The following is a 21704-nucleotide window of genomic DNA, read 5'->3' as shown; positions in this document are numbered from 1 at the left end:
TCTACGGAATCCTGGGACTAGACCAATGCCGTTTAGTGGCAACCAAGAAAATACTCCTGAACAGCAATTTCCTGCTGCTTTCAAACTCGCTACCTGACCGTGACCACCACCTCCGGCTCATCGAAACAGACCGGCGCCATCCAGCCGCGATCCGTGCCGCATAGGCCAGAAAATCCTGTAAAGAGCTACGGGCCAGAGACTCCTGAAGGCTTAGCGTTCAATCGTGGTCCGTTACTACCAAGACCCCGCCTCACCGCCACGGCATCCGGATCGACCACCTCATCCCAGACCCTGACCTACAACGCGGCGAACCAGATCACCACCACCGGGTACGTCTATGACGGGGCCGGGAATCTCACGACCACCCCGACCGCGACGTACACCTACAACGCGGCCGAGCAGATGACCACCTCGAAGAACACGGCGACCGGAGTCGTCACGTCGTATACCTACGCTGGTGCCGCGCAGAACGAAGTTCTCTCCGAAACGACCCCCAACCAGCACACGTTCAACATCAGCTACGGACAGAACGACGCCCAAGGGCAACCCGAGATCGTTGGCTATCAGGTCGTGACGACACAGACCGCGTCCGGCTACGTCTACAGCGACCCGATCACAGGCCAACCTTTGATGCTCACGACCTCATCCGACATCGCCTGCCTGTATGTCGACGACGGCCTCGAAAACCCCGTGGGGCTCCTCACGGACTTTTCCACCAATGCCTTCTCCTTCTCCTACGACCCATACGGCACTCAGGTCCTCACGGCCGGTGGAACGGGAAACGGGGCCGGACAAAACCCCTACGCGTTCCATGGTGGGATCCAGGACCGCGCATCCGGCCTCGTCAAGTTCGGACTCCGTTGGTACAACCCGGTGACCGGAACCTGGACCCAGCAGGACACCCTTGATGCCCCGCTGAACCCCGCGAACGCAAACCGGTACTCCTACGCCGGAGATGACCCGATCAATAGCACCGACCCGGACGGCTCAATCGCAGTCGCGCTCATCAAACGAATCATCAGCGCCGTTGCTGCGGGAGAATCCGTCTACGAAGTGCTCACCAGCGAAAACCTGTTGGGCTATATCACAGGAACTGCCTTCGAAATCGCCTGCGATGCCTTCTTCGATGGAATCACCGACGGGATAGCGGCAATCGTCGCAACGGGCGCTTGTGCGGTCGCCGGCAACCTTGTCTCCGATGCTGTCGACAAAGCCATAGATGGCTAGGGCGTGAATCTACTGATGTCAATTCGAGGGCGTCGGTGCAGCCCTACTGTAACCGGAGGCGAAGAAAAGACGACAGGTCAGCCCCCTCATCCGCTAACTTCCCCACCGTGGTGAATCGCAAATGGAACACCTTCGCCATAGCGGGGTTCGTCCTGTCGTTCTTCTTGTCGGTCGCCGGAGTCGTCCTCTCCGGCATCGCTCTTTCACAAATACGCAAGACCGGAGAACGCGGCCGGGCGCTGGCCGTCGCGGGATTGGGGATTGGGCTAGTCGCGTTCGTACTCACCGGCGTCTTCATCGCATCGGGAAAACACGGTTAGGCGGTCTGCTATCGAGCACCAGAGACGATAATCAGCTTAGACAGGCTTCTCAGAGGGGAAGCCGTGCAGGAGCCACCGAGGAGCAAAGATGGCAACCATTCAGCCGCAAGCCCGGCACCCCAAGATGGAAATCGGCGGAGGCATTTTTTTCATCATCTTCGGCCCCATCCTCGCGCTCCTCGTTGGAAACGGCCCCCGACACGGAAACAACTTCTTTCTCAACCAAGTCCCCTTGTGGATCCTTGTGGTGTTCCTAGTAGCGTGTCGCTTCTAACTGTTTGGGTATTGAAGGGGTTGGCTGTTTCCGATTAATACTTGATCGGGAGGAGTCGTTGCCATGCCGAGACCGAAGGGTCATGTCGTCGTGTTGATGGCCGCTGATCGTGTGAAGCTGACGAGGGTGGTGTCGCGGGGAACGCATCCGGCACGGATGATCGCCCGGGCACGGATTCTGCTGGCTTTGGACGAGGCACCCGGCCCGGTGCCGGATCGTCGGGTGGTGGCCGAGCGGGCAGGGGTCAGTGAGGGCACGGTGTATCTGGTCGCGAAGCGGTTCACGGAGTCCGCCGGCCGTATCGAGGAGGTGATCGGCCGCCGCAAACGCGCAAGCCCGCCGGTGCCCGCGAAGGTGACTGGGGATGTTGAGGCGCGGGTGATCGCGCTGGCGTGCACGAAGCCCCCGGCAGGTTTCGACCGGTGGTCGCTGCGGCTGCTGGAGAAACACGTGCTGCTCACCGAGGGCCTGCCGCCGCTGGATCATTCCACGATCGGCCGGACCCTCAAAAAAGGGGGCTTCGTCCTCATCTGAAGAAGTGCTGGACGATCCCCCCGCACGCCAACGGCGAGTTCGTGGCCCGGATGGAGGACGTGCTAGAGGTCTACCATCGCCCGTTCGATCCGGCGGTACCGGTGGTGTGTATGGATGAGAAGCCCTACCAGCTGCTCGCCCACGCCCGCGACCCGATCCCCGCCGCGCCGGGCCGCGACCTGCGAGAGGACTCGGAGTATGTCCGTCACGGCACCTGCTCGATCTTCGTCTGGGTTGAACCACTCGCCGGGCGCCGCCGTGTCGACGCGAGGCCGAGGCGGACCCGAGTGGACTGGGCCGCTGAGATCGACCAGCTCCTGAGCGTCGACTATCCGCACGCCGAACGGGTCGTACTGGTCATGGACAACCTCAACACCCATACCCTCGGGTCGCTCTACGAGGCATTCGAACCCGGCAAGGCCCGCGCGCTCGCCCGCCGCCTGGAGATCCACTACACGCCCAAACACGGCTCCTGGCTCAATATCGCCGAGATCGAGCTCTCCGCGCTGACACGGCAATGCCTCACCCGGCGCATCGACGACCTCGACCTGCTCAACACCGAACTCGCCGCCTGGCAGAACGCCACCAACGCCGACCAGCGACAAGTCGACTGGCAATTCACCACAACCGACGCCCGCACCAAACTTCGACGACTATACCCACAACATTAGACACGACGCTCTACTAGTCCTGGTCGGATTGGGCCTCCTTATCCACGGCATCTTCGGCATTCGCAAAACCAGACGGCAATAGGCCGGTACGAGCACCGAAGGAGCTTCATGCTCCCTCGTTGCCGTTCGCGGGAGGACCGGCGAGGGCGTCGACGGCGTCTGGGGCGGTGGTGACGCAATAGGTGGCTGTTGCGAGGTCGTGGAGCCGAGGTCGTATTGGTCGACTCCGTCGACGCGAGCTGGGCACCGTTTCGCAGCGCCTGTGGCCGAGCGACCTTCATCTTCGCCGCTATGGGCGGTGGGCGCTCTTAGCAATCGTTGCCTCAGCTGGTCTCGCACTTGCCGCCGAGGCGGGGTCTTGGTAGTAACGGACCAGGATTGAACGCTAAGCCTCCAGGAGTCTCTGGTCCGTAGCTCTTTACTGGATTTTCTGGCCTAAGCGGCACGGGTCGCGGCTGAATGGCGCCGGTCTGTTTCGCTGAGCCGGAGGTGGTGGTCAGGGTCAGGTAGCGAGTTTGAAAGCAGCAGGAAATTGCTGTTCAGGAGTATTTTCTTGGTTGCCACTAAATGGTATCGGTCCTGTCCCAGGGCTCCGTTAATCGGCCTAGCGTTCAATTCTGTACCGTTACTACCAAGACCCCGATCAAGTCTCCGGACACCCCGGGGCGATTCATTGCATGGCTGGATGCACAAAGCTGACATCGAGGACGGCAACCGGCCCGGTGTCACCGCAGCCGATCAGGCGGAGCTGCGGGAGGTGCGGAAGCGGATCCGGTTGCTCGAGCAGGAGAACGAGGTGTTGCGGCGGGCGGCAGCGTATTTGTCGCAGGCGAATCTGCCGGGAAAATAGTCTTCACGCTCGTCCGTGAGATGGCCGCGGCCGGCGCCCCTTTGAGGGTGCCGGTCGCAGTGGCGTGCAGGGTCCTGGGCCGATCAACCCAGGGGTATTACAAATGGTTGCGGGACCCCGTGTCCCGAAGGGACTGGGACGATGCGCATCTGATCGATGTGTTGCGGGAGATCCATGCCGACGATCCGACGTTGGGGTATCGGTTCCTCAGCGATGAGCTCGCCGACCAGGGCTCGACTGCCTCCGAGAACCGGGTGTGGCGCCTGGCAGCCATTGGTGGGCCGCAGGCGTCCCACCACCGAAGGCAATAAACCCGGCCCTGCCGTTCACGACGACCTCCTCGGAGTCGTCCACGACAACGGGCGAGTCACTCACGACTTCAGCACTGTCGCGACGGGACCGGATCAGGTGTGGTTAACGGACATTCCCCCACCGGGAGCCTCCGGCGGGGGGACCCCCACCAAGCATTGGACCGGTGACGGGAAGCTGTATTTGTGTGCGGTCAAGGACTGCTGGTCGAACAAGATCGTCGGCTACTCCATCGACACCCGCATGAAATCAGAACTCGCCGCCGCAGCTCTCCGGAACGCGATCACCCTCCGCGCCCCGTCCGGAACGATTGTCCATTCCGACAGGGGCAGCCTATTCCGTTCGAAGAAAGTCGTCCGGCTCCTGAAGAACAACGACCTGCGTGGCTCGATGGGCCGGGTCGCGTCCTCGATCGACAACGCCGCGATGGAGTCCTTCTTTTCCCTGCTCCAGAAGAACGTTCTGAACACCCGCCGGTGGAACACCCGCGAGGAACTGCGCCTCGCGATGGTCGTCTGGATTGAGAAGAAGTACAACCGCCGCCGCCGGCAAAGAGCTCTCGGGAAGCTCACCCCGGTCGAGTTTGAGACAATCTACTCAGCCGCACACGCGGCCTAGAAACCACCCACCCCCAGTGTCAACCAAATTCTGGGCAGACCCGACAGAACTTCGCCAAGCAGGCCAGCGGGGTCGACAATATAGGGAGCGGTCATCGTGTTGATGCCTTTTGAGTGGGATGTGAGAGGTGTTGATGCCTTTTGAGTGGGATGTGAGAGTTTCCTCGAAAAATCACACGGTGGCCGTCTTCACGTCAGCAACGACGCTCACGACCACCGATCAGCTACACAGAGATGATGGATGGGTGTCCGGGAGCGTGTGACTCGCTTTTTACACTGACGCCCTTACGGGTTGTCTTTAGGTGGATTTGTCCACGTTTCCGGGCCGCTTTCGCGGTGCCGGGCAGGACATGACTTGATAGGAGCCTGACCGGGAAGTCGTCTCACCTTTGTGCTGTCTGCCCCGCCCAGCCCGCGATGACTATTCACTCATCAACGGAAGGGAATTCGTCCATGACGAGCATGACAGCACCACCCGACACAGCCAACCCCTCGAAGTCGCCAGTGGCGTTCTTCGGCGGGATCGATACCCACAAGAGCACCCATCACGTCGCGATCGTCGACGCGACAGGACGTCCCATCACGGACCGGCAGTTCGACACGACACCGACGGCATACGCGGAGATCGTCGCGTTCTTCAAAGGACACGGGACCGTCGAACGTGTCGGCGTCGAAGGAACCGGCTCGTATGGTGCCGGAATCGCGCGCGCGCTCGACGCGGCCGGAATCATCGTCAGAGAGATCGCCCGCCCCAACAGGCAACATCGCCGCCTCAAAGGCAAGTCCGACCCGATCGACGCCCACCAAGCCGCCCTGGGAGTCATCGCCGACACACACACGTCGACACCGAAATCCGGCGACGGAACGATCGAGTCCATCCGGATCCTCATGGCCGAACGACACTCCGCCGTCAAGGCCAGGTCCCAAACCATGAACCAAATCCACAGCCTCCTCATCACCGCACCCGACCGGGTCAGGCAGGACTACCGCGCATTGGACAAGACGCGGCTCGTGACTATCCTCACTCGAACACGCCCCGCCCCCGGGGACGATCCCGACGCGATCACTCGCCAGACGCTCAAGCGGCTCGCGGCCCGTCACACGGCCCTCCACGACGAGCTGGCCATCATCGACATCCACCTCGATGCCCTCATCCGGGTCGTGAACCCTGCCCTTCTCGCCCTCAGCGGTGTCGGCGTCGTCGTCGCGGCGACCCTGCTGACCGCCGCCGGAGACAACCCCGAAAGACTCACATCCAAAGCTGCGTTCGCGTCTCTCTGCGGTGCCGCACCGATCCCCGCGTCGTCGGGGCAACGGATCCGCCACCGTCTCTCCCGGGGAGGGAACCGGCAAGCGAACAGCGCCCTGCACCGCATCGTGCTCCTCAGAATGCGACACCGTGAACCCCGAACAGCCGAGTACTTCGATCGCCGCCGAGCCGAGGGCCTCTCCGACCGCGACATCATCCGCTGCCTGAAACGACACATCGCGAACGAGGTCTTCCACACCCTCACCCACCCGAGCCCGGACGCACCAGCCGGCGTCGCGCTCCGCGCCCGCCGCCAAGCCCTCGGCATCCCGATCACGGTCCTCGCCGCGACCCTCGGCGTCCCCTACCAAAAGCTCCGCCGCCTCGAAATCGGGACCCGGGGCGACACCACCCTCGAACACCAAGCCCACGCCGCCCTCGACCAAATCACCCCACCCGCCACGCCTTGACAGCAATAGGAGCATCCACTATGCGGGACTCGACCATGAATGGGCTCCTTGGCGGTACCATGGATAGTTATTCGGGTACCACCGCTCAACCCTTAAGGAGCGAAATGGCCACCACCGGCACGACACCGTTCGCTCGGCCACGGCCAGTGATAATCCTCTTAGCCCTGGCCGTTATTCTCCTTGGCATTGTTGCGCTGCTCATTTTCACGCCACGTGCGGCGGGGCTCACAGTTGACCCGCTCAAGCCCGACCTGAGCGTTTCGAGCAGCCAAGCCAATAAGGAACATCAACTTTCCGCGCAGGCAGCCCGTGGGCTCACCTCTATGCCTTGGAAGTTTGTCCAATTATCGCCTGACAAGGGCACGTTGACTGTTCAGTTCGTCGCGGGCGACAGTAGTTGTGTTTTTCCGGCCGGCTACCACATCGTCGACACAAGCAAGGGCCTCGAACTTTTCATGCTCAGTACGACGAAGCATGAGTCGTCCTGCGGGAGTTCGTTGGTCACAGCGGTCGGGGAAATCAAGCTCAACCCTTCTCTAGGAGACAAGTCACTTCTCCACGCTCCGGTCGCAGAAGGCTGGAGCCACGGTCACTTCTTCTGAGATGGAAACGACCGAATCTCACCATTAAGGGATTCTAAGAGTTACCCTAATGCCGAGGGCCAAGCGGGCTCGGAGGTGGGGACTTAAATGATTCTTCGGCACTCAAGCACTCATTGCTCGCGACGCAGCTGGATCGCGGGCGGTTCAGCTCTGGCTCTAATTGCGGCTGCTTCGACGATCTCTGGCCACGCGTCCTCAGCGTCAGCAGGCCCCATTGACTTCCTCGCCGGCGGCATGGCGAATTCGGCAGTTGGGGCTCTAGCTGATGGGATAATTCCGGCGTTCATGCAGCAGGCAAACTACGCCGGTTCTCAGGTCACGTCAGATGGCCTCGAGATCGAAATCGCTGGAGCCCCCACACTCGTGGAAACCTCGATGGTCAGCGCGGATCTCGCCAACGAAATCAACTTGATCGGCGATTATTCAGTGAACTCCATACCGATCGCCTTCCGCCAGGTACAGCATGCTCAGTCCGAGCTGAAATCGCTCACCGACGCGATCACGTCGGACAAGGCCTATTGGTCAAGTCAGGGAGTCGGCTTGTCGTCGTGGGGCCCCGATGTCCAATCAAATACCGTGAAAGTTTGGCTTACGAACTACTCTGACGCGGCCGCGGCGGAAATTCAGACTCGCTACGGTTCTGCTGTATCCGTTTCGTCCACGTCTCAGAGTGCCTTTCCTTCTACGTCTCGATACGAGGACAGCGATCCCTGGAACGGCGGCGATTCCATCAAGAAGTTTGTCACGAGCGGTGGGATTACGACCACGACTACTTGCACCAGCTGGTTCCCGGGCTGGTTTTCGCCCGAACCGACTGCGAGTAGCGGAGACTACGTGGTGCCGACCGCAGGCCATTGTGGCTCGGGAGAATGGACGCAGAACGGCACTGACTTGGGTCCGATCACACACAAGGTTTTTAGTGGATCTACCGACGCGGAAATTATTTCCCTTCAAGGCTCGGACTCGGACGAGAACTCTTTCTGGGCTGATCCAGTAAGCCCTTATAACCCGAGCAAGGCGACTGACTTGATCGTCTACAGGGTCGCGACGGTCGACACTGTGGGATTGCGAGTCTGCAACAGCGGACAGACAGATGAAAACGTCTGCAACGTTCTCATCCAGTCAACGGGCCAGACGGCCAGCTACGACGGACAGAGCATTGGTGGACTAGTCAAGGCGAGCCAAATCAACGGTACTCCGGCATTCACTCCAGGCGACAGCGGCGGCCCCGTGTGGGCCCCCGCTTCGGTTCCGGCGAGTTACAACCAGTATGTTTATGCAACCGCCCAGGGAATGATTGTCGCGAATACGGGTTCACCTTATTCGGAGGGTTGGTATGAGCCAGCTCTAACCGTCTGTCACTACTTTAAATTCCACATGTTCAATCCAGGTTTGACCCCCGATCCAAACTGCTAAAGCCACTTTTACGATGAGATTGTGACTCGACCAGGGAGACTGGCTCGAATCTTGGACGGCGCTTTAAAGGAACGCGTGACTGGGTCTGCTGCACGGTTAGGTGACATCTGATCTGGCTTGCCCGTGAGGGTGGGCCTGGAAGGATGTTCTCGTGCCTAAGCCCTACCCTGCGGAGTTCCGTGACGACGTCGTGCGCGTTGCGAAGAACCGCGAGCCCGGAGTGACGATCGAGCAGATCGCGAAAGACTTCGGAGTCCACCCGATGACCTTGCAAACCTGGCTGCAGCGCGCCGCGATCGACGAGGGAGCGAAACCTGGTCAGTCCCGCTCCGAACAGGCGGAGCTTCGTGAGGCGCGGAAACGGATCCGGCTGCTCGAGCAGGAGAACGAGGTGTTACGGCGGGCAGCAGCGTATCTGTCGCAGGCGAACCTGCCGGGAAAAGGTTCTACCCGCTCGTGACGGAGCTCACCGCCTCAGGGATCCCTGTGACGGTGACGTGTCGGGTTTTGAAGCTCTCTCGCCAGCCCTACTACCGGTGGCTGGCTGACCCCGTGACGGCAAGGGACGTGGCCGGGGCATACCGTGCGGACGCGTTGTTCGACGCCCACCGTGACGACCCCGAATTCGGTCACCGCCTCCTCGCCGACGAAGCCCGTGCCGCCGGCATGGCGATGTCCGACCGGACGGCGTGGAGAATCTGCCGAGACAACTCCTGGTGGAGTGCCTTCGGGAAAAAGCGGGCCAGGAACGGCAAACGGCCCGGCCCCGCGGTCCACGACGATCACTGCACCGTCACCGATGAGAAGGGCCGCATCCGGCACGAGTTCACCGCCGACAGGCAGGGCCAGCTCTGTTTGACCGACATCACGGAACACAAAACCGCCGAGGGCAAGCTTTATCTCTGCGCCATCAAAGACGTCTTCGCGAACAAGATCGTCGGCTACTCCATCGACTCGAGGATGAAGTCCCGCCTGGCCGTGAACGCCCTGAACAACGCCATCGCCATGCGCGGAAACGTCGCCGGTTGCATCGTCCATTCCGACCGAGGATCTCAATTTCGGAGCAAGAAGTTCGTCCGCGCCCTGACCGGCCACGGCCTGGTCGGATCGATGGGGCGGGTGGCGTCCTGCGGCGACAACGCCGCGATGGAATCCTTCTTCAGCCTGCTGCAGAAAAACGTCCTCAACCGACACTCCTGGACCACCCGCGAGCAACTCCGCATCGCGATCGTGAACTGGATCGAGCGGACCTACCACCGACGCCGCCGACAGGCGTCCCTGGGCCGGTTGACCCCGGTCGAATACGAGACAATCATGAACACGCCAGCCGTCCCGGCTGCGTGACTACAACCTGTCACCTAAACGTGCAGCAGACCCTTGCGCCGTAGGTGCTCACGCATTCGACCGCGGCCAGGAACTCCCCGCGGATGCGCCGCTCTATCCAGGTCAGCGCCCGTTTCTGACCGGCCGACGTATTCGGGAATGTCTCGGTTGCGACGAGGGCACCGGTGGCACTTTCGACAATGGCGTAGGTATGCGTCCGGGCGTGCGTATCGACCCCGACGACGTGTTCATAGCGGACGGTGAGAGTGCTCAACCCAGTTCCTTCCTGGTGGCGGCGGCGTGCCAGAGGAGGTGTCGCAGGGCCGACCTCTAGTGAGCCACGCCACCTCCAAGAGGGGCGGACAACCTTCTATTAGGCCACTGAAACAGCCAGTACCAGCACCGGCCTTCGGCAGTGGACAGGTCGGACCAAAGCCACCGCATTAGCGGGACAGGTATTCCACGGGTCACACCGCCGCAGGTCGATGCCAGCCTGGCAGCCGAGCCGCTGGCCGGCCGAAAACCATTAGAGGTATTCCACGGTCCGTGGTCACCGTCGCTCCCGCTCCCACTTGGTCCCCATGCCGGAAGGCAAAGAAAAACGGTTGATCGGGAGGGGTCTAACAGTCATGAGCACCGTCACCGTCTGTAGCAAGAGCAGTTGCGTCCAGTGCACCGCGACGTACCGAGCACTCGACTACAAGGGCGTCACGTACCAGGTCGTCAACCTCGAAGAAGTGCCCGGAGAGACCGTCGAGCAGTTCAAAGCGCGCGGGCTCATGCAAGCCCCCATCGTCGTCACCGACACCGACGAGTGGGCCGGATTCCGGCCCGACAAAATCGCCACCATCGCCGCCTGAACGAACCCCCAAAGAGAACGAGAAACACTATGTCAACACCACGCACTATCACCGGGAACCTCGCCGCCGACCCCGAGGTCATCAAGGCAGGCAGCATCAACATCACCAAGTTCCGCGTCATCGAGAACACGGGGGAGTACCGCAGCGGGAAGTACATCGAGCACGACACCCCCACGACCCACTTCGTGGAAGCCAAGTTCGAGCTGGGCGAGAACACCGCGGCGACCCTCCACAAGGGAGACCCGGTGATCGTCATTGGACGCGAGCACACCAAGGGGTCTTGGTAGTAACGGACCAGGATTGAACGCTAAGCCTCCAGGAGTCTCTGGTCCGTAGCTCTTTACTGGATTTTCTGGCCTAAGCGGCACGGGTCGCGGCTGAATGGCGCCGGTCTGTTTCGCTGAGCCGGAGGTGGTGGTCAGGGTCAGGTAGCGAGTTTGAAAGCAGCAGGAAATTGCTGTTCAGGAGTATTTTCTTGGTTGCCACTAAATGGTATCGGTCCTGTCCCAGGGCTCCGTTAATCGGCCTAGCGTTCAATTCTGTACCGTTACTACCAAGACCCCAGGGTGCCACGAGGGCGGCGTCTGGGGGCCATGCCGCAACTTAACTCTGGCCCAATGGTTAAGGCGAGTAGCCAGGGCGGCGTGTCGGCTACTTAGCCGATCGAACCAAGTCCAGCGCCAGCGGCCTAGTTGAACTGCTGCTGTGCGCGCCGCTGGCGGCCCACACGGGCGAAAAATGCCGTGGCGAGTCCGAGGGCTACGAAGATGGCTGCCACGCCACTGACCACCTGCCCGACGTAGTACGTGTCCGGTGCGAAGAGGGTCACAAGGCCCAGGGCGAAGCGGGCGATAGCCAGGATGAACCCGACGAACAGAAAGATCGACGTCGCTCCGGTGCTGCGCTGAGTCGAGGACAGGCCTTTGCGGACGTGGGGGAGAAGAAGACCCGCGATGTAGGCGGGGTAGGCCGTGGCGAGCGTGGAGTACACGCGAACGAGAGGGCTCGAGAGATTGTTGGCGAGGTCGACGGCTCGGCCGGCATCGTGGACCACGGCGAAGATGACGACCTCGACGACGAAGACCGCCAGGAACACGACGGTGCCTACGCGTCCAGAGATACGCCGTTGGGTGTCGGGGGCATCCCACGCCCGAGCAACCTGCGTTCCTGCCAGGAGCAGGCCCGTGAAGAGGATGAGCTTCGCGACGAGGTCGACAATGTTCGGGACCGGAGAGAGCCGATCGAGGTTGCGGTACACGTTCGGGGTGATCAGCCCGAAGGCGATGACGATGGCAGCAGCGGACAGGCTGATGAGGACGTTGCGACCGCGGACGGCGGAGGGGACGCGGGTGAGTGCCAGTGCCGCGAGGATCACGACGATGAGGTATCCGATAAGCATGTCAACCCAGCGTTTCTTCGATTCGGTGTGCCTCGGCGCTATCTGCTGCGAGGCGTCGGGCGCCGCGCTGCGCGCTTGCCAGTCGAGCCTGCACGAGGTCATTGAGAGCCACTGGTGAGAGGTGGGTTAGCGCGTGGTCTCGCGCACCTTCAGGCCAGCCGGCCTCTGCCAGCGTAATCACCCCACCTACGGCAAGCCCACTCGTCAAAGACGTGTTGGCGATCCGTGCAGCCTCAACGAGGTGACGGGGCCTCATCTTGTTGGCTGTGATCTGAGCTGAGAGGTTCGGCGGTGCGATGCCGATTCGCTCCGCTAGCTCTCGCCGGATATGACCCGGATCTACAGCATCCAGCCACGCACGCAGGCCATCGGGCTGGGGCGGGTCTTCCCAGACGCGAACTGGCGCGATCGCTTCGGCGTAGGTGGGATTTCTGCGACTCAGAAGCTCGATTGTGGCGTCGGCAAGCGTGATTTGGGATAGGACCTCGATGGGGAGCGGCGGCTTCATCTGCCGTCCCAGCTCCGCATACTCGTCGAAGGTCGACAGCGCCGTAACGGGCTCGACGCCGACCGCTCGGGCGGCGGCGACGACAACCGGCTCGCGGACGCGCCCACGGAGGAGCTGCGCCTGCACAGTCGTGCGGTTCAGTCCGATCGCTCGGGCCAGGGGGAAAGCACCAGTCGGCAAATCGACAGTGCTCAGCCAGTGCTTAAACGCTGTTGCCGCGACCGACAAGGGCGTTCCTTCCACTGGGTTTTTCGGGTCGTTTCTGTTGTCCGCGTTTCAGGGGACAGGGTACACAGAATTCATAAATTGTCGTAGGTAGTGCTTATTCTTGGCACCCATAGAGGGGGTCAAGAGAGATGTTGGAAAAGGGTGTCACGGACGGCGTGGATGGCAGTGACGTCAGCTGCCCAGTAGATGACGGGGCCGCTGCCGCGCGGGTGGGTTGCTCGGCGTTCGTGAATCAAGCCCGCCTCAACCAGGGCGGCCAGGTGGTAGCCGGCCGCGCTTCGAGACAGCGTGAGGGCATCCATGACGTCTTTCGCGGTGACCTCGGCCGAGTTCATCACGAGGCGAAGCGTCTGCAAGCGGGCCGGCGTCGCGGCGATAGCGGCGCAGGCCTCGTCGAGACTCACGCCGGAATCGGCAGACCGGTCGGGCATGTCCTCACTTTACGGGGACCTCTCTCCGCTCCAGCTGCTTGCTAATTCCTAGTAAATAGCAAGACTTAGTAAATAGCTCGATCAACCAGCTCGAAGAGCATGAAGGGATATCCCATGAGCGAGACAAACGAGGGGAACGACGCCGTCTTTGGTGGTGCCGCGCGCGCCGGCGACTACATCGAGGAAGACACGACGTCCGTTGCGCCTCAGCTAGGGCGTCGGGCGAAGACCGACGCCCCGACTGAGGGTCTTCCGAAACTGCCACCAATGCCGAAGAGCCCGGCCCGCCCCCTGGGCGCGCCGGCACGTCCTGAGCCCGTGCTAGCGGCGGTGCCCCCGGCTCCGAAGACGCCCGCAGAAGCTCCGGTGGAGCGTTCGCGCGACGAGAGCCTCTCCGTGCTCTTCGGGGGAGCGGCGTCCGGCCTCACGTCGACGTCGGCGGCACCCACGAAGTCGACTAAGGGCCTGCGAGGACTCCTGCGTCTCGCTCCAAGCCCGGCTGAGCTGGCTGAGCATGAGCACAAGGCTCGCTGCCTGGCCAACGAGACGATCATTCGTCAGGCCACGTGGACGCGTCACGTCCGCATCCTCTTGGCGAACAAGAAGGACGGCACGGGCAAGACGCCGCTGTCGATCCTTCTCGGCGGGGTTATCGCCGCGATCAAGGGCGGTTCGGTCGCGATCTGGGAAGTCTCCGACGACCCCGGAGCCCTGAACTTCCGTGCGGAGGGCAACCCGTCTCTGGGTCTGGGGGAGTTGGTGCGCGACGTCGACACGATCACGAGCGCCGGCCAGCTTGCCGGTTACGGCGTTCCGCAAACCTCGTTCGCGACCGTCTTCGGCACGGTCGGCTCCCGGGCCGTTCTGGCCGGGGAGGACGTTGTGAAGGTCTCCGACAAGATCGGGGAGTTCTACGGCATTGAGGTCATGGACTCGGGCAACGTCCCGACGTCGCCCGCGTTCCAGGGGGCCGTCTCGGTTGCTGACATCTTGGTCATCCCCGTCATGAACTCCGGGGACTCGGTGCTGCAAGCGATCGAGGTCCTCGAAGAGCTGCGGAACGGAAGCGAGCACGCGAGAGCCCTCGCGGCCAACGCGATTGCCGTCCGCCTGAAAGACGGCCGCCCGGAAAGCCCCGCCGTGGCTGAAGAGGTCGCGCGCCTCCTTCACGACGCTGGGGTCACGCAGCTGCACGAGGTGCCCTACGACGCACACATTGCCGAGCGCGGCCAGCTCACCGTAGGCAAACTCACGCCGGCCACTCGAGACTCCCTGGCCGCCGCGGCCGCAGGCGTCGTCCGCTCGCTCCAAACCATCGTCTCCACCAAGCGCTGAAAGACCACCACTCATGCTTGATCTGCTCGCAACAACCGCCCTGCACACCCACCAGCTCGCTACCGCTATCGAGAACCCCCTCGATGGTCTCGTGCCCGACTTCTCGTTCGGTGGAACGAAGTTCACCCAGCTCTGGCAGAAAGCCATCACCGCGATCTGGGGCATCGGCATCCTGATTTCGATCGTCTACCTCGTAATCGGGATCGTCGGCATGGCCGGCGCCTCCGGGGAGGTCAACCCCAACCCTCAGGCGCACGCCGTGGGCCGGAAGAAAGCCCTCTGGGCCGGCATCTCACTCGGCGTCCTCGCGGCACTTGCTCTCGTCGTCGGCGCAATCCTCGCCTTCGGCAGCCAACCCACCGAACACCGACCTTCTCAGGGGAGAAGCACCATGCGCATGTACTCAGCATCCGGCAGGTCCCGCTGGCCCATCGTCATCGGGGCCGCCGCCGTCGTCGTCGCGGTGGGTGGCGGCCTCGCCTACGCGACCAACCGCGGCGACAACCAACCCACAGCGATTAGCACCAACAGCGCCCCCGCTGCCGTCCCCACGTCGATTCCGACTGGGGGCGACTCCGGTAGCGGCGACAACGAAGACGACGCTGCACCGACGGGTTGCCTCGGCGGGCAGGAGAGGGACCCAGCTATGGTGCTCGCCGCGCAGAGAGCTGCGCACCACACGACGTACGGTGCGGTCGAAGTCGCCACCGCCTTCTACCGGTGGCTGTGGCAGTCGCCGTATCCGTCGCAGGCGGACGCGAAAGCGGTTAGTGCGGCAGTTATGTCCGCGTCGGCCCCTCCGGCCTTTGCGAACGTGGCTGCCCAGTACGAGTCGATCAAGAACCCGACCGGTGGAATCGTGCCGGACGGGACGCCTTTCCACGTCTCCACCACCAACGGCATCTGGCAAGTGGGCGAGTCCTCGACGCCCGATCGAGTCAGTGTGAACCTCGCTGCGGGCTACGTGATCAACGGGGCGCTGAGCCCCACGCAGGTCGCGGTCGCTGGCTACACGATGGTCTGGGAGAAGGGTGCCTGGCATATCGCTTCGGGAATCAACGTGGACCAGACAAAGCTCGCCAACGGCGGCACCCGATACACGGGGGGCTGCTGATGTCCGGGGGAGTCATTCTTGCCGCTGCGAGCGGTGACGGAAGCCAGTGCACATCGGGTGCTCTGATTTGCGGCGCAAAGGGTGCGATCGGCGCGGTGAAGGGTGCCGCGGGCGCTGTTGGTGACGCCGTAAACGGAGTGAAGGACGCGGCCGGTAATGCGGTAAATACCGCAACGGATATTGCTAACTTCTGGTCGGACCCGGCCGGGAACACCTTCAACATGTTGCAGAAGGGCGCGAAGAGCCTTTCCGACACTGTGATGCCGGCTATCACGAAAGCCACCCTGCCGGACCTGACGGCAACCTGGTTCATTAACGCCTACAAGGTTTCGTTCGCCTTGGCGATTTTCGTCATGGTGGCGCTCATCATTCCCCAAGTTGTGCGAACTGCTCGCGGCCAGCAGTCCGGCCGCGACTTGGGCGAATCTCTTGGGCTCTACGCGCCCCTGTTTCTCATCGGTGCAGCCTTCGGGCCACTCCTGGGGTCGTTCCTGGTGAAGTTCTTCGGCGCGCTGTCGGACTCCCTCATTTCGTGGGGAATCAACTCGTCGTCGCAAACAATCGTGGACAAGTTCTCCAAGATGCTCTCCGCGACGGACAACGGCGAAGGCCTGGCCGGGGGAGCGATCGTCGGGGCGCTGCTCATGTTTTTCATGATCATCGGCCTACTGATCGTCGTCCTGATCCTGATCGTGCAGCTCATCACCCTCTACTTCTCGGGAATCCTCTTCCCGCTGGGGTTTGTGTGGATCATCGACAAGTCCAAGCGGAAGTTCGGCTCCAAGATTGCCTACCTCTGGTTCGGCATCCTGGCGTCCCACCCCCTGCTGTTCTTCATGCTCGCAATCGCGTACAGCATGGTCTCGTCCAGCGTCGACGTCTTCTCCAAAACCCCGACCCTGGAACGGACCGTCACCCTGGTGGTGTCGATCCTGTCGCTGATCCTTGCGGGCTTGTCGCCTGTGCTGCTGACGAAGTTCGCTCCGATTATCCCCATGGGTGGCGGTGGCGGTGCTCCTGTTGGGCCTCAGATCGGGTCGAACTCGATGCAAGAGGCCGACGCCAAGATCGATTCCGGCTCGGGGTACGGCTCGGGTTCCGGTGGCGGCGGGGGTAGCTCTGCGGGCTCGAAGGCGTCCGCGTCCAGCTCGACCGCTGACGACGGCGGTTCGGCCGCCGAATCGACCTCCGCGGGCAGCAAGGCAGCTTCGGCCTCTAGCGGCGCTGAGACGGCCGCTGAGGGCGCGAAAGTCGGTGCCGGTGCGAGTGCCGCGAGTGCCGGTGCCGGGGCGGCAGAGGGCGGCGCAATGGCCGCTGGGGCCGCGGAGAGCGCTACAGGCGCGGGTGCCGCGATCGGCGTCCCAACCATGATCGTGGCCGGCGCGAAGGCCGGCTTTGACACGTCCAAGAAGATCGGTGACTCCGTTGGGGCCGCCGCCGTGGAGCCCGTTGAGGACCACGAAGAGCAGTACGGGAAGGACCACACGTGAGCGACACCGAGACCAAGGAACCGCCCTACGTCCGCTACCTCGGCGGGGAGGCGGGACACCGGTCGTTCTTTGGCGGTACGGCCTCACGGCCGCGGATCATCGCCCTGACGGTCTTCATCGGCGGCGGCATGATCGGCGTCGCCTTCGGCGGTGGACTGCCGGTGCTGTTCATCGCGGCGGCCGGTGTTGGTGTGACGATGCTTGTCACGGCTACGACGCACCGCGGGACGATCTTGCAGCGCCGCACGAAGCGGGCGCGCTGGAAGTCGAGGCAGCGCCTCGGTACCGACGTGTTCGTGCCGTTCGATGACGCTGAGTGGGACCGCCTGCAGAAGCAGGCGGCGACCGCCACGAAGAAGGAGCAGGCCGAAACCACTCGCCTCCTAGGCCAAATGCGGGCCAACCCGGACGGGTCGGACGGCATGGGCTGGCTGCAGTACAGCTCCAAAACGCCCGGTATCGCTTGGCACGCCCCAGTCGGGCAGCAGCCCTACCTGTCGGTCGCGTTCGCCGTCTCCGGTCAGATTCGGGGCATGGAAACGGCCGGGGCTCTCACCCGTGCCGCCGCCGGCTGGGGCCGGTTCCTGGCACGCCGGGCGTCGCCCGCGTCGCTGATCAGCGACGTGCAGACCCTCACCCGCGTTCTCCCGCCCGACACCGCCATGCAGGACCGGTGGGTGCTGGAACGCATGGAGTCCGCGCCCGTCCTCGGTGACAACCCGACTGAGGAAGAGCGCGCTCTACACGCGATCCGTCTGGCGTCCTATGAGGCGCAGAAGCGGTCCTACAGCGAGGTCATCCAGAAAACCTCGGAAGACGCCATGGTCCAGCGGCACTACGTCGTGGTGTCCTGGCCGCTGACTCAGAAATTCACCGACGCGGCGGCGAAGTTCGGTGCCGGCCGGGACGCTTGGCGCGCCCTCATGGCGGACCAGATTGCGGCGACTGTTCGCGGGCTGGTCGACGCTCGCATGGGGTCGGTCCGGCCGCTGACGGCGAAGCAGACCGTGGCGGTTATCCGTCACCAGCAGAACCCGAACATGCCGATCGACCTCGCCGGCCCGGTGAACCCGCTCCGGGACGTCGGGTTGGCGTCGCACGACGAGTTCTCGGCGCACGTCGTGGACTCATACGACCCGACGATCCTGCGCCGCGGCGACCCGATCAACAACGCTCCCGGGGTCACCTGGTGGCACCGCACCGCGGCGATCCACGGCGAGAACCTCGCCGTCGCCGGCCGGTCCCCGCTGTGGGTGCTCGACCTTCTCGTGGGACGTGAGCTGACGTTCGTCCGCTCGGTCTCGTTCCACATGCACCTCATCCCAGCCGGGCAAGCGAAAGCCGCCGCCCGGGCCGACGTCGTCAGGGACATGGCCGGGGTCGTCGCGGACCGGCAGAAGGGCCGCCTCGTCTCCGACGACTCGACCACTCGCATGTCCGCCGCACAGCGGCGGGCGAAGGACCTCGAGGCGGGCTCGCACCATCACGGCGCGTCCTGGGTCGGATACATCACCATTTCGGCGCCCACGAGGGAAGACCTCGCCCAGGCGTCCCGCCAGCTCGAAGAGGCCTGCGCCACGGGCCTCGGGATCGACTTCCTCGACTGGCAAGACTCCTTCCAAGCCGCCGCCTCCGGCACGACCTGGCCCATCGGCCGGGGTCTGCGCCCCGACACCCCGTCTCTGGCAACCCGCGCGATCGGCCGCCTCGCCGGCCGCAGCGAGAAAGAAGCACTCTCATGAGGAAGCGAAGCTTCTCTCTGCCTGCCGAGCAGGACGACACCACCTCACAGGCGCCGGTCGAGGGGACGCGCCGCGGTGTGCGCACGGCGGTACAAGCAAAGCGGAAGCCTCGCCTGGCGAGCGTCCCGCTGCTGCGCATCTTCGTGCCCCCGGAAGCTCTGGCCCCGGCGATTACAGGCGAGGAGAACGAGGCCCAGAGCGACGTTCCCCCGGCGGCGGCCGTGCCTGTGGCGCGGGCGGTGGACGTGTCCCCGTTCGAGCTGCCGGGGTCGCGCCTGCGCGTCTCGGCCGGGTCGGCATCCCGGGGTTGGTACGCGCCCACGATTTCTGGCGCTCCAACCACGACTCGTCAGGCCGAGATTCTGAACACCGGAATCATCGGCGCTCCGACGTCGTTCCGCGGTGTCGTCAATGGGCGAGACAACCTCTCCTCGACGTCGATCAGCCATGATGCCCCGACTGCCTACAACCAGCAGCCCCGCGAGCTGACGAGTCCGAACGTCCTCATCCTCGGCACAGTCGGTGCCGGCAAGTCATCGTTCACGAAGACGGTGATGGTCATTCGGCCGCTGCTGCTGAACAAGCATCGTGCGGTCGTGTTCGACAAGAAGGACCAGGGCGGCGTCGGTGAGTACACCGGCGTCGTGCAGCGCATGGGCGGAACGCATCTGCTGTTCAACCCGGACGGGTCGGGCACGCGCCTGAATCTCCTCGACCCGGAGATTGTCCGCGGGACGGGCCTCCGAGGGCAGGGGGCGCTCGTGAACGCCGTGGCGCGCATTGTGCGGGACGACACCCCGTCGAGCGTCTGGGAGCGGAAGGCAACCAGGTACGCCCTGCAACTAGCGTTTGCGTCGTTTGAGGACGGCCGGGTGCCGACCCCCTCGGACCTGCTGCCGTTCCTCGGACGCGTGCCCGCCGATAAGGAGCTGTCGAAGAAGGCCGCTGACCGGTTTCACCAGGCCGGGTTGACGATCCAGTACGCGCTGGATGACCTTCTCGAGGATTTCGCCGGCACCTTCGACGGAGAGACGTCCAGAGACGTTGACCTGTCGCAGAAGCTGACGACGTTCGACGTCTCCCAGCTGCCCGACGATGGGCCGGCCGTGCCGACCGTGATGGCGATCGGCAACATGTGGCTGATGGGGCGGCTTCGCCAGGAGCGCGGCTTCATCACGAACGTGGTCTACGAAGAGGGCTGGCACATGATCGGCGGACCGTCGTCCCGCCTCGTGAAGTCCAACCAAAAGCTCTCCCGGTCGTTGGGGATCTCGAACGTGTTCGTGATGCATAAGGGCACCGACATCCCCCCGGACTCGCCCGGTTACACCGTCGTACAGGAGGCACAGACGATCTACGCCTACCGGCAGGACCGCGACGAGGACGCCCGCTGGGTCACCCAGACCTTCAACTTCGCCCCCGACACCCAAGAGGTCCTGATGAACCTCCGTCCCGGTAACTGCGTCTTCAAATTCGGCTCCAACCCGGAAACGCACATGCAGCACATTCGCTCGCGGTGGGAGGCGGAAGTGACGGACACGGACGAGGCCATGGAGGCCGGCGCGGCCACCGCGTAAGCGCGTCGGGATTCAGGGGAGAGACGATGAACAAGTGGATTAGCGGCACCCTCGTGGTGGTGCTTCTCGTGTTCCTGTTCGCGGGTGCGGCGCTGATCGGTGGCGGCGGCCCGCAAACGTCGTCGGCGTGCGCGGCCACGGCCGTGAACGTGCAGACCGCCTCGGCTCACACTGCGATCGATGGGTACTCGGGCGACCAGCTCGTGAACGCGACCGCGATCATGAACGCCGGGGCTGCCCTGGGCGTGAACACGCAAGGGCAAGAGATTGGCGTGATGACGGCTATGGGCGAGTCGACGCTAGAGAACATCACGTACGGCGATAAGGCCGGCCCCGACTCTCGGGGCCTGTTCCAGCAGCGGGACTCCTGGGGCACCCTGGCCCAAAGGATGGACCCGACGACGGCGGCGGCGTTCTTCTTCCAACGGCTCCTAAAAGTCCCGAACTGGCAGAGCATGGCCCCGTCGCTGGCCGCTCACGCCGTCCAGATCAACGCGGACCCGAACCACTACACGAAGTACTTCGCCGCAGCACAGGCCGTCGTGCAGGCCCTCACAGGCGGGCAGGCGGCGTGCGCGTCGACCGTCTCCGTGTCGGGCGACGCGCAGGCCCTCGCCCAGAACCTGGTCAAGGGCATTGACAACGGCACGATCACGGGGCTGGTCCCGGATCACCTGAAAGAGATTCGGTGGACCGCCGAAGGACAGACCGTCCCGAACTGCGGCATCGACACCCGTATCTTGCAGGTCATCACCGTGGCCTATCAGACGTTCGGCAAGATCGGGATCTCCGACATCAACCGCAAGTGCACCGGCCAGATCGCCGGCGCCGGAACCGCGTCCGCCCACTACGTCAACGGCGGCGGCCACGCCGTCGACTTCTACAGCCTCGGCGGCGTCGTCACCAACGGGTACGACGCAAACGCAATCAAGCTGCTGAAGACCCTCGATCCGATCATGGCCGCCGATTCGGGAACCGGCCAAGCGGACTGCCGCGCCGCGCACGGGGACTCGGTGAAGCTCACCAACATCAGCCGACAATTCGCGGACACCTGCAACCACGTCCACATCGAGGTCGACCCAATGGGAAACGAGCCCATGAAATTCAACGTCAATCAGGCCAGCTCGTGAGCGCGGCCAGTTCTGAACGACTGACGTC

General features: G+C 63.4%; 21 protein-coding genes and 1 pseudogene. 17 read left to right on the top strand and 5 right to left on the bottom strand.

The genetic code is table 11. From position 1 onward, the window contains the following. The first annotated feature begins 99 nt into the window (after positions 1-99). The gene (locus tag AX769_RS25575) at positions 100-1227 is read left to right on the top strand and encodes an RHS repeat-associated core domain-containing protein (protein WP_239452109.1); all 1128 of its coding nucleotides are present in this window, start codon (positions 100-102) and stop codon (positions 1225-1227) included. 107 nt (positions 1228-1334) lie between these two features. Next, positions 1335-1547, top strand: a complete 213-nt coding sequence (locus tag AX769_RS24425) for a DUF4190 domain-containing protein (protein WP_066284576.1) — start codon at positions 1335-1337, stop codon at positions 1545-1547. A 49-nt stretch (positions 1548-1596) separates the two neighbouring features. On the opposite strand, the gene AX769_RS24420 is transcribed toward AX769_RS24425, so the two are convergent. Beyond that, positions 1597-1773, bottom strand: a complete 177-nt coding sequence (locus tag AX769_RS24420) for a hypothetical protein (protein ID WP_157887891.1) — start codon at positions 1771-1773, stop codon at positions 1597-1599. Positions 1774-1884: 111 nt separating this feature from the next. On the opposite strand from AX769_RS24420, the gene AX769_RS25570 reads away from it, so the two are divergent. The 7 genes and pseudogenes from AX769_RS25570 (at position 1885) to AX769_RS22020 (ending at position 9883) form a co-directional block, all read left to right on the top strand. Further along, complete coding sequence (locus tag AX769_RS25570; RefSeq protein WP_066274926.1) at positions 1885-2355, top strand: helix-turn-helix domain-containing protein; 471 nt, start codon at positions 1885-1887, stop codon at positions 2353-2355. Next, on the top strand, positions 2244-3026 hold the full coding sequence (locus AX769_RS24415; protein WP_204249216.1) for an IS630 family transposase: 783 nt from the start codon (positions 2244-2246) through the stop codon (positions 3024-3026). The genes AX769_RS25570 and AX769_RS24415 overlap by 112 nt, the downstream gene beginning before the upstream one ends. A gap of 673 nt (positions 3027-3699) precedes the next feature. Further along, positions 3700-4803, top strand: a pseudogene (locus tag AX769_RS25565) (IS3 family transposase); the annotation flags it as partial. A 452-nt stretch (positions 4804-5255) separates the two neighbouring features. Then, positions 5256-6521 carry an IS110 family transposase gene (locus AX769_RS22035; protein WP_204249319.1) on the top strand — a complete coding sequence of 422 codons (1266 nt, stop codon included), beginning with the start codon at positions 5256-5258 and terminating at the stop codon, positions 6519-6521. A gap of 104 nt (positions 6522-6625) precedes the next feature. Then, positions 6626-7123, top strand: coding sequence for a hypothetical protein (locus AX769_RS22030; RefSeq protein WP_157887890.1), 498 nt, complete (start codon positions 6626-6628; stop codon positions 7121-7123). Positions 7124-7408: 285 nt separating this feature from the next. Next, on the top strand, positions 7409-8539 hold the full coding sequence (locus AX769_RS24410) for a hypothetical protein (RefSeq protein ID WP_157887889.1): 1131 nt from the start codon (positions 7409-7411) through the stop codon (positions 8537-8539). A gap of 151 nt (positions 8540-8690) precedes the next feature. Beyond that, positions 8691-9883 (top strand): IS3 family transposase gene (locus tag AX769_RS22020; protein ID WP_157887888.1). Its coding sequence is split into 2 segments (ribosomal slippage): positions 8691-8975 and positions 8978-9883, totalling 1191 coding nucleotides; the frame shifts between segments, so codons are not numbered across the junction. A gap of 10 nt (positions 9884-9893) precedes the next feature. Here AX769_RS22020 and AX769_RS22015 read toward each other — a convergent pair. Further along, positions 9894-10136, bottom strand: coding sequence for a hypothetical protein (locus tag AX769_RS22015; protein ID WP_066284570.1), 243 nt, complete (start codon positions 10134-10136; stop codon positions 9894-9896). Positions 10137-10491: 355 nt separating this feature from the next. Between AX769_RS22015 and AX769_RS22010 the strand changes: the two genes are divergently transcribed. Beyond that, on the top strand, positions 10492-10722 hold the full coding sequence (locus AX769_RS22010; protein ID WP_066284567.1) for a glutaredoxin domain-containing protein: 231 nt from the start codon (positions 10492-10494) through the stop codon (positions 10720-10722). Between the two features lie 29 nt (positions 10723-10751). After that, the gene (locus AX769_RS22005) at positions 10752-11009 is read left to right on the top strand and encodes a single-stranded DNA-binding protein (RefSeq protein ID WP_066284566.1); all 258 of its coding nucleotides are present in this window, start codon (positions 10752-10754) and stop codon (positions 11007-11009) included. 401 nt (positions 11010-11410) lie between these two features. Here AX769_RS22005 and AX769_RS22000 read toward each other — a convergent pair whose 3' ends face one another. The 3 genes from AX769_RS22000 to AX769_RS21990 all read right to left on the bottom strand — a co-directional run bounded on the left by AX769_RS22000 (position 11411) and on the right by AX769_RS21990 (position 13288). Beyond that, positions 11411-12121, bottom strand: a complete 711-nt coding sequence (locus tag AX769_RS22000) for a hypothetical protein (RefSeq protein ID WP_066284565.1) — start codon at positions 12119-12121, stop codon at positions 11411-11413. Between the two features lies 1 nt (position 12122). Further along, complete coding sequence (locus AX769_RS21995) at positions 12123-12857, bottom strand: hypothetical protein (protein ID WP_157887887.1); 735 nt, start codon at positions 12855-12857, stop codon at positions 12123-12125. Positions 12858-12976: 119 nt separating this feature from the next. Then, the gene (locus AX769_RS21990) at positions 12977-13288 is read right to left on the bottom strand and encodes a helix-turn-helix transcriptional regulator (protein WP_066284560.1); all 312 of its coding nucleotides are present in this window, start codon (positions 13286-13288) and stop codon (positions 12977-12979) included. A 114-nt stretch (positions 13289-13402) separates the two neighbouring features. On the opposite strand from AX769_RS21990, the gene AX769_RS21985 reads away from it, so the two are divergent. The 6 genes from AX769_RS21985 (at position 13403) to AX769_RS21955 (ending at position 21676) form a co-directional block, all read left to right on the top strand. Next, the gene (locus tag AX769_RS21985) at positions 13403-14623 is read left to right on the top strand and encodes a hypothetical protein (RefSeq protein ID WP_157887886.1); all 1221 of its coding nucleotides are present in this window, start codon (positions 13403-13405) and stop codon (positions 14621-14623) included. A 13-nt stretch (positions 14624-14636) separates the two neighbouring features. Next, positions 14637-15737 carry a pilin gene (locus AX769_RS21975; protein ID WP_239452108.1) on the top strand — a complete coding sequence of 367 codons (1101 nt, stop codon included), beginning with the start codon at positions 14637-14639 and terminating at the stop codon, positions 15735-15737. Then, a complete protein-coding gene (locus AX769_RS21970; RefSeq protein ID WP_066284558.1) occupies positions 15737-17227 on the top strand; it encodes a hypothetical protein in 1491 nt (496 codons plus the stop codon). The genes AX769_RS21975 and AX769_RS21970 overlap by 1 nt, the downstream gene beginning before the upstream one ends. Beyond that, positions 17224-18969: a hypothetical protein gene (locus tag AX769_RS21965; protein WP_066284557.1), complete on the top strand. Its 1746-nt coding sequence runs from the start codon at positions 17224-17226 to the stop codon at positions 18967-18969. The genes AX769_RS21970 and AX769_RS21965 overlap by 4 nt, the downstream gene beginning before the upstream one ends. Positions 18970-19046: 77 nt before the next feature. Beyond that, positions 19047-20546: an ATP/GTP-binding protein gene (locus AX769_RS21960; RefSeq protein WP_157887885.1), complete on the top strand. Its 1500-nt coding sequence runs from the start codon at positions 19047-19049 to the stop codon at positions 20544-20546. Between the two features lie 68 nt (positions 20547-20614). Then, a complete protein-coding gene (locus AX769_RS21955; protein WP_239452107.1) occupies positions 20615-21676 on the top strand; it encodes a hypothetical protein in 1062 nt (353 codons plus the stop codon). Positions 21677-21704: the final 28 nt, after the last annotated feature.

Source organism: Frondihabitans sp. PAMC 28766 (assembly GCF_001577365.1).
Taxonomy (GTDB): domain Bacteria; phylum Actinomycetota; class Actinomycetes; order Actinomycetales; family Microbacteriaceae; genus Frondihabitans.
The sequence above is the reverse complement of the archived record's forward strand: the minus strand, read 5'-3'. Positions and strand labels throughout refer to the sequence as shown.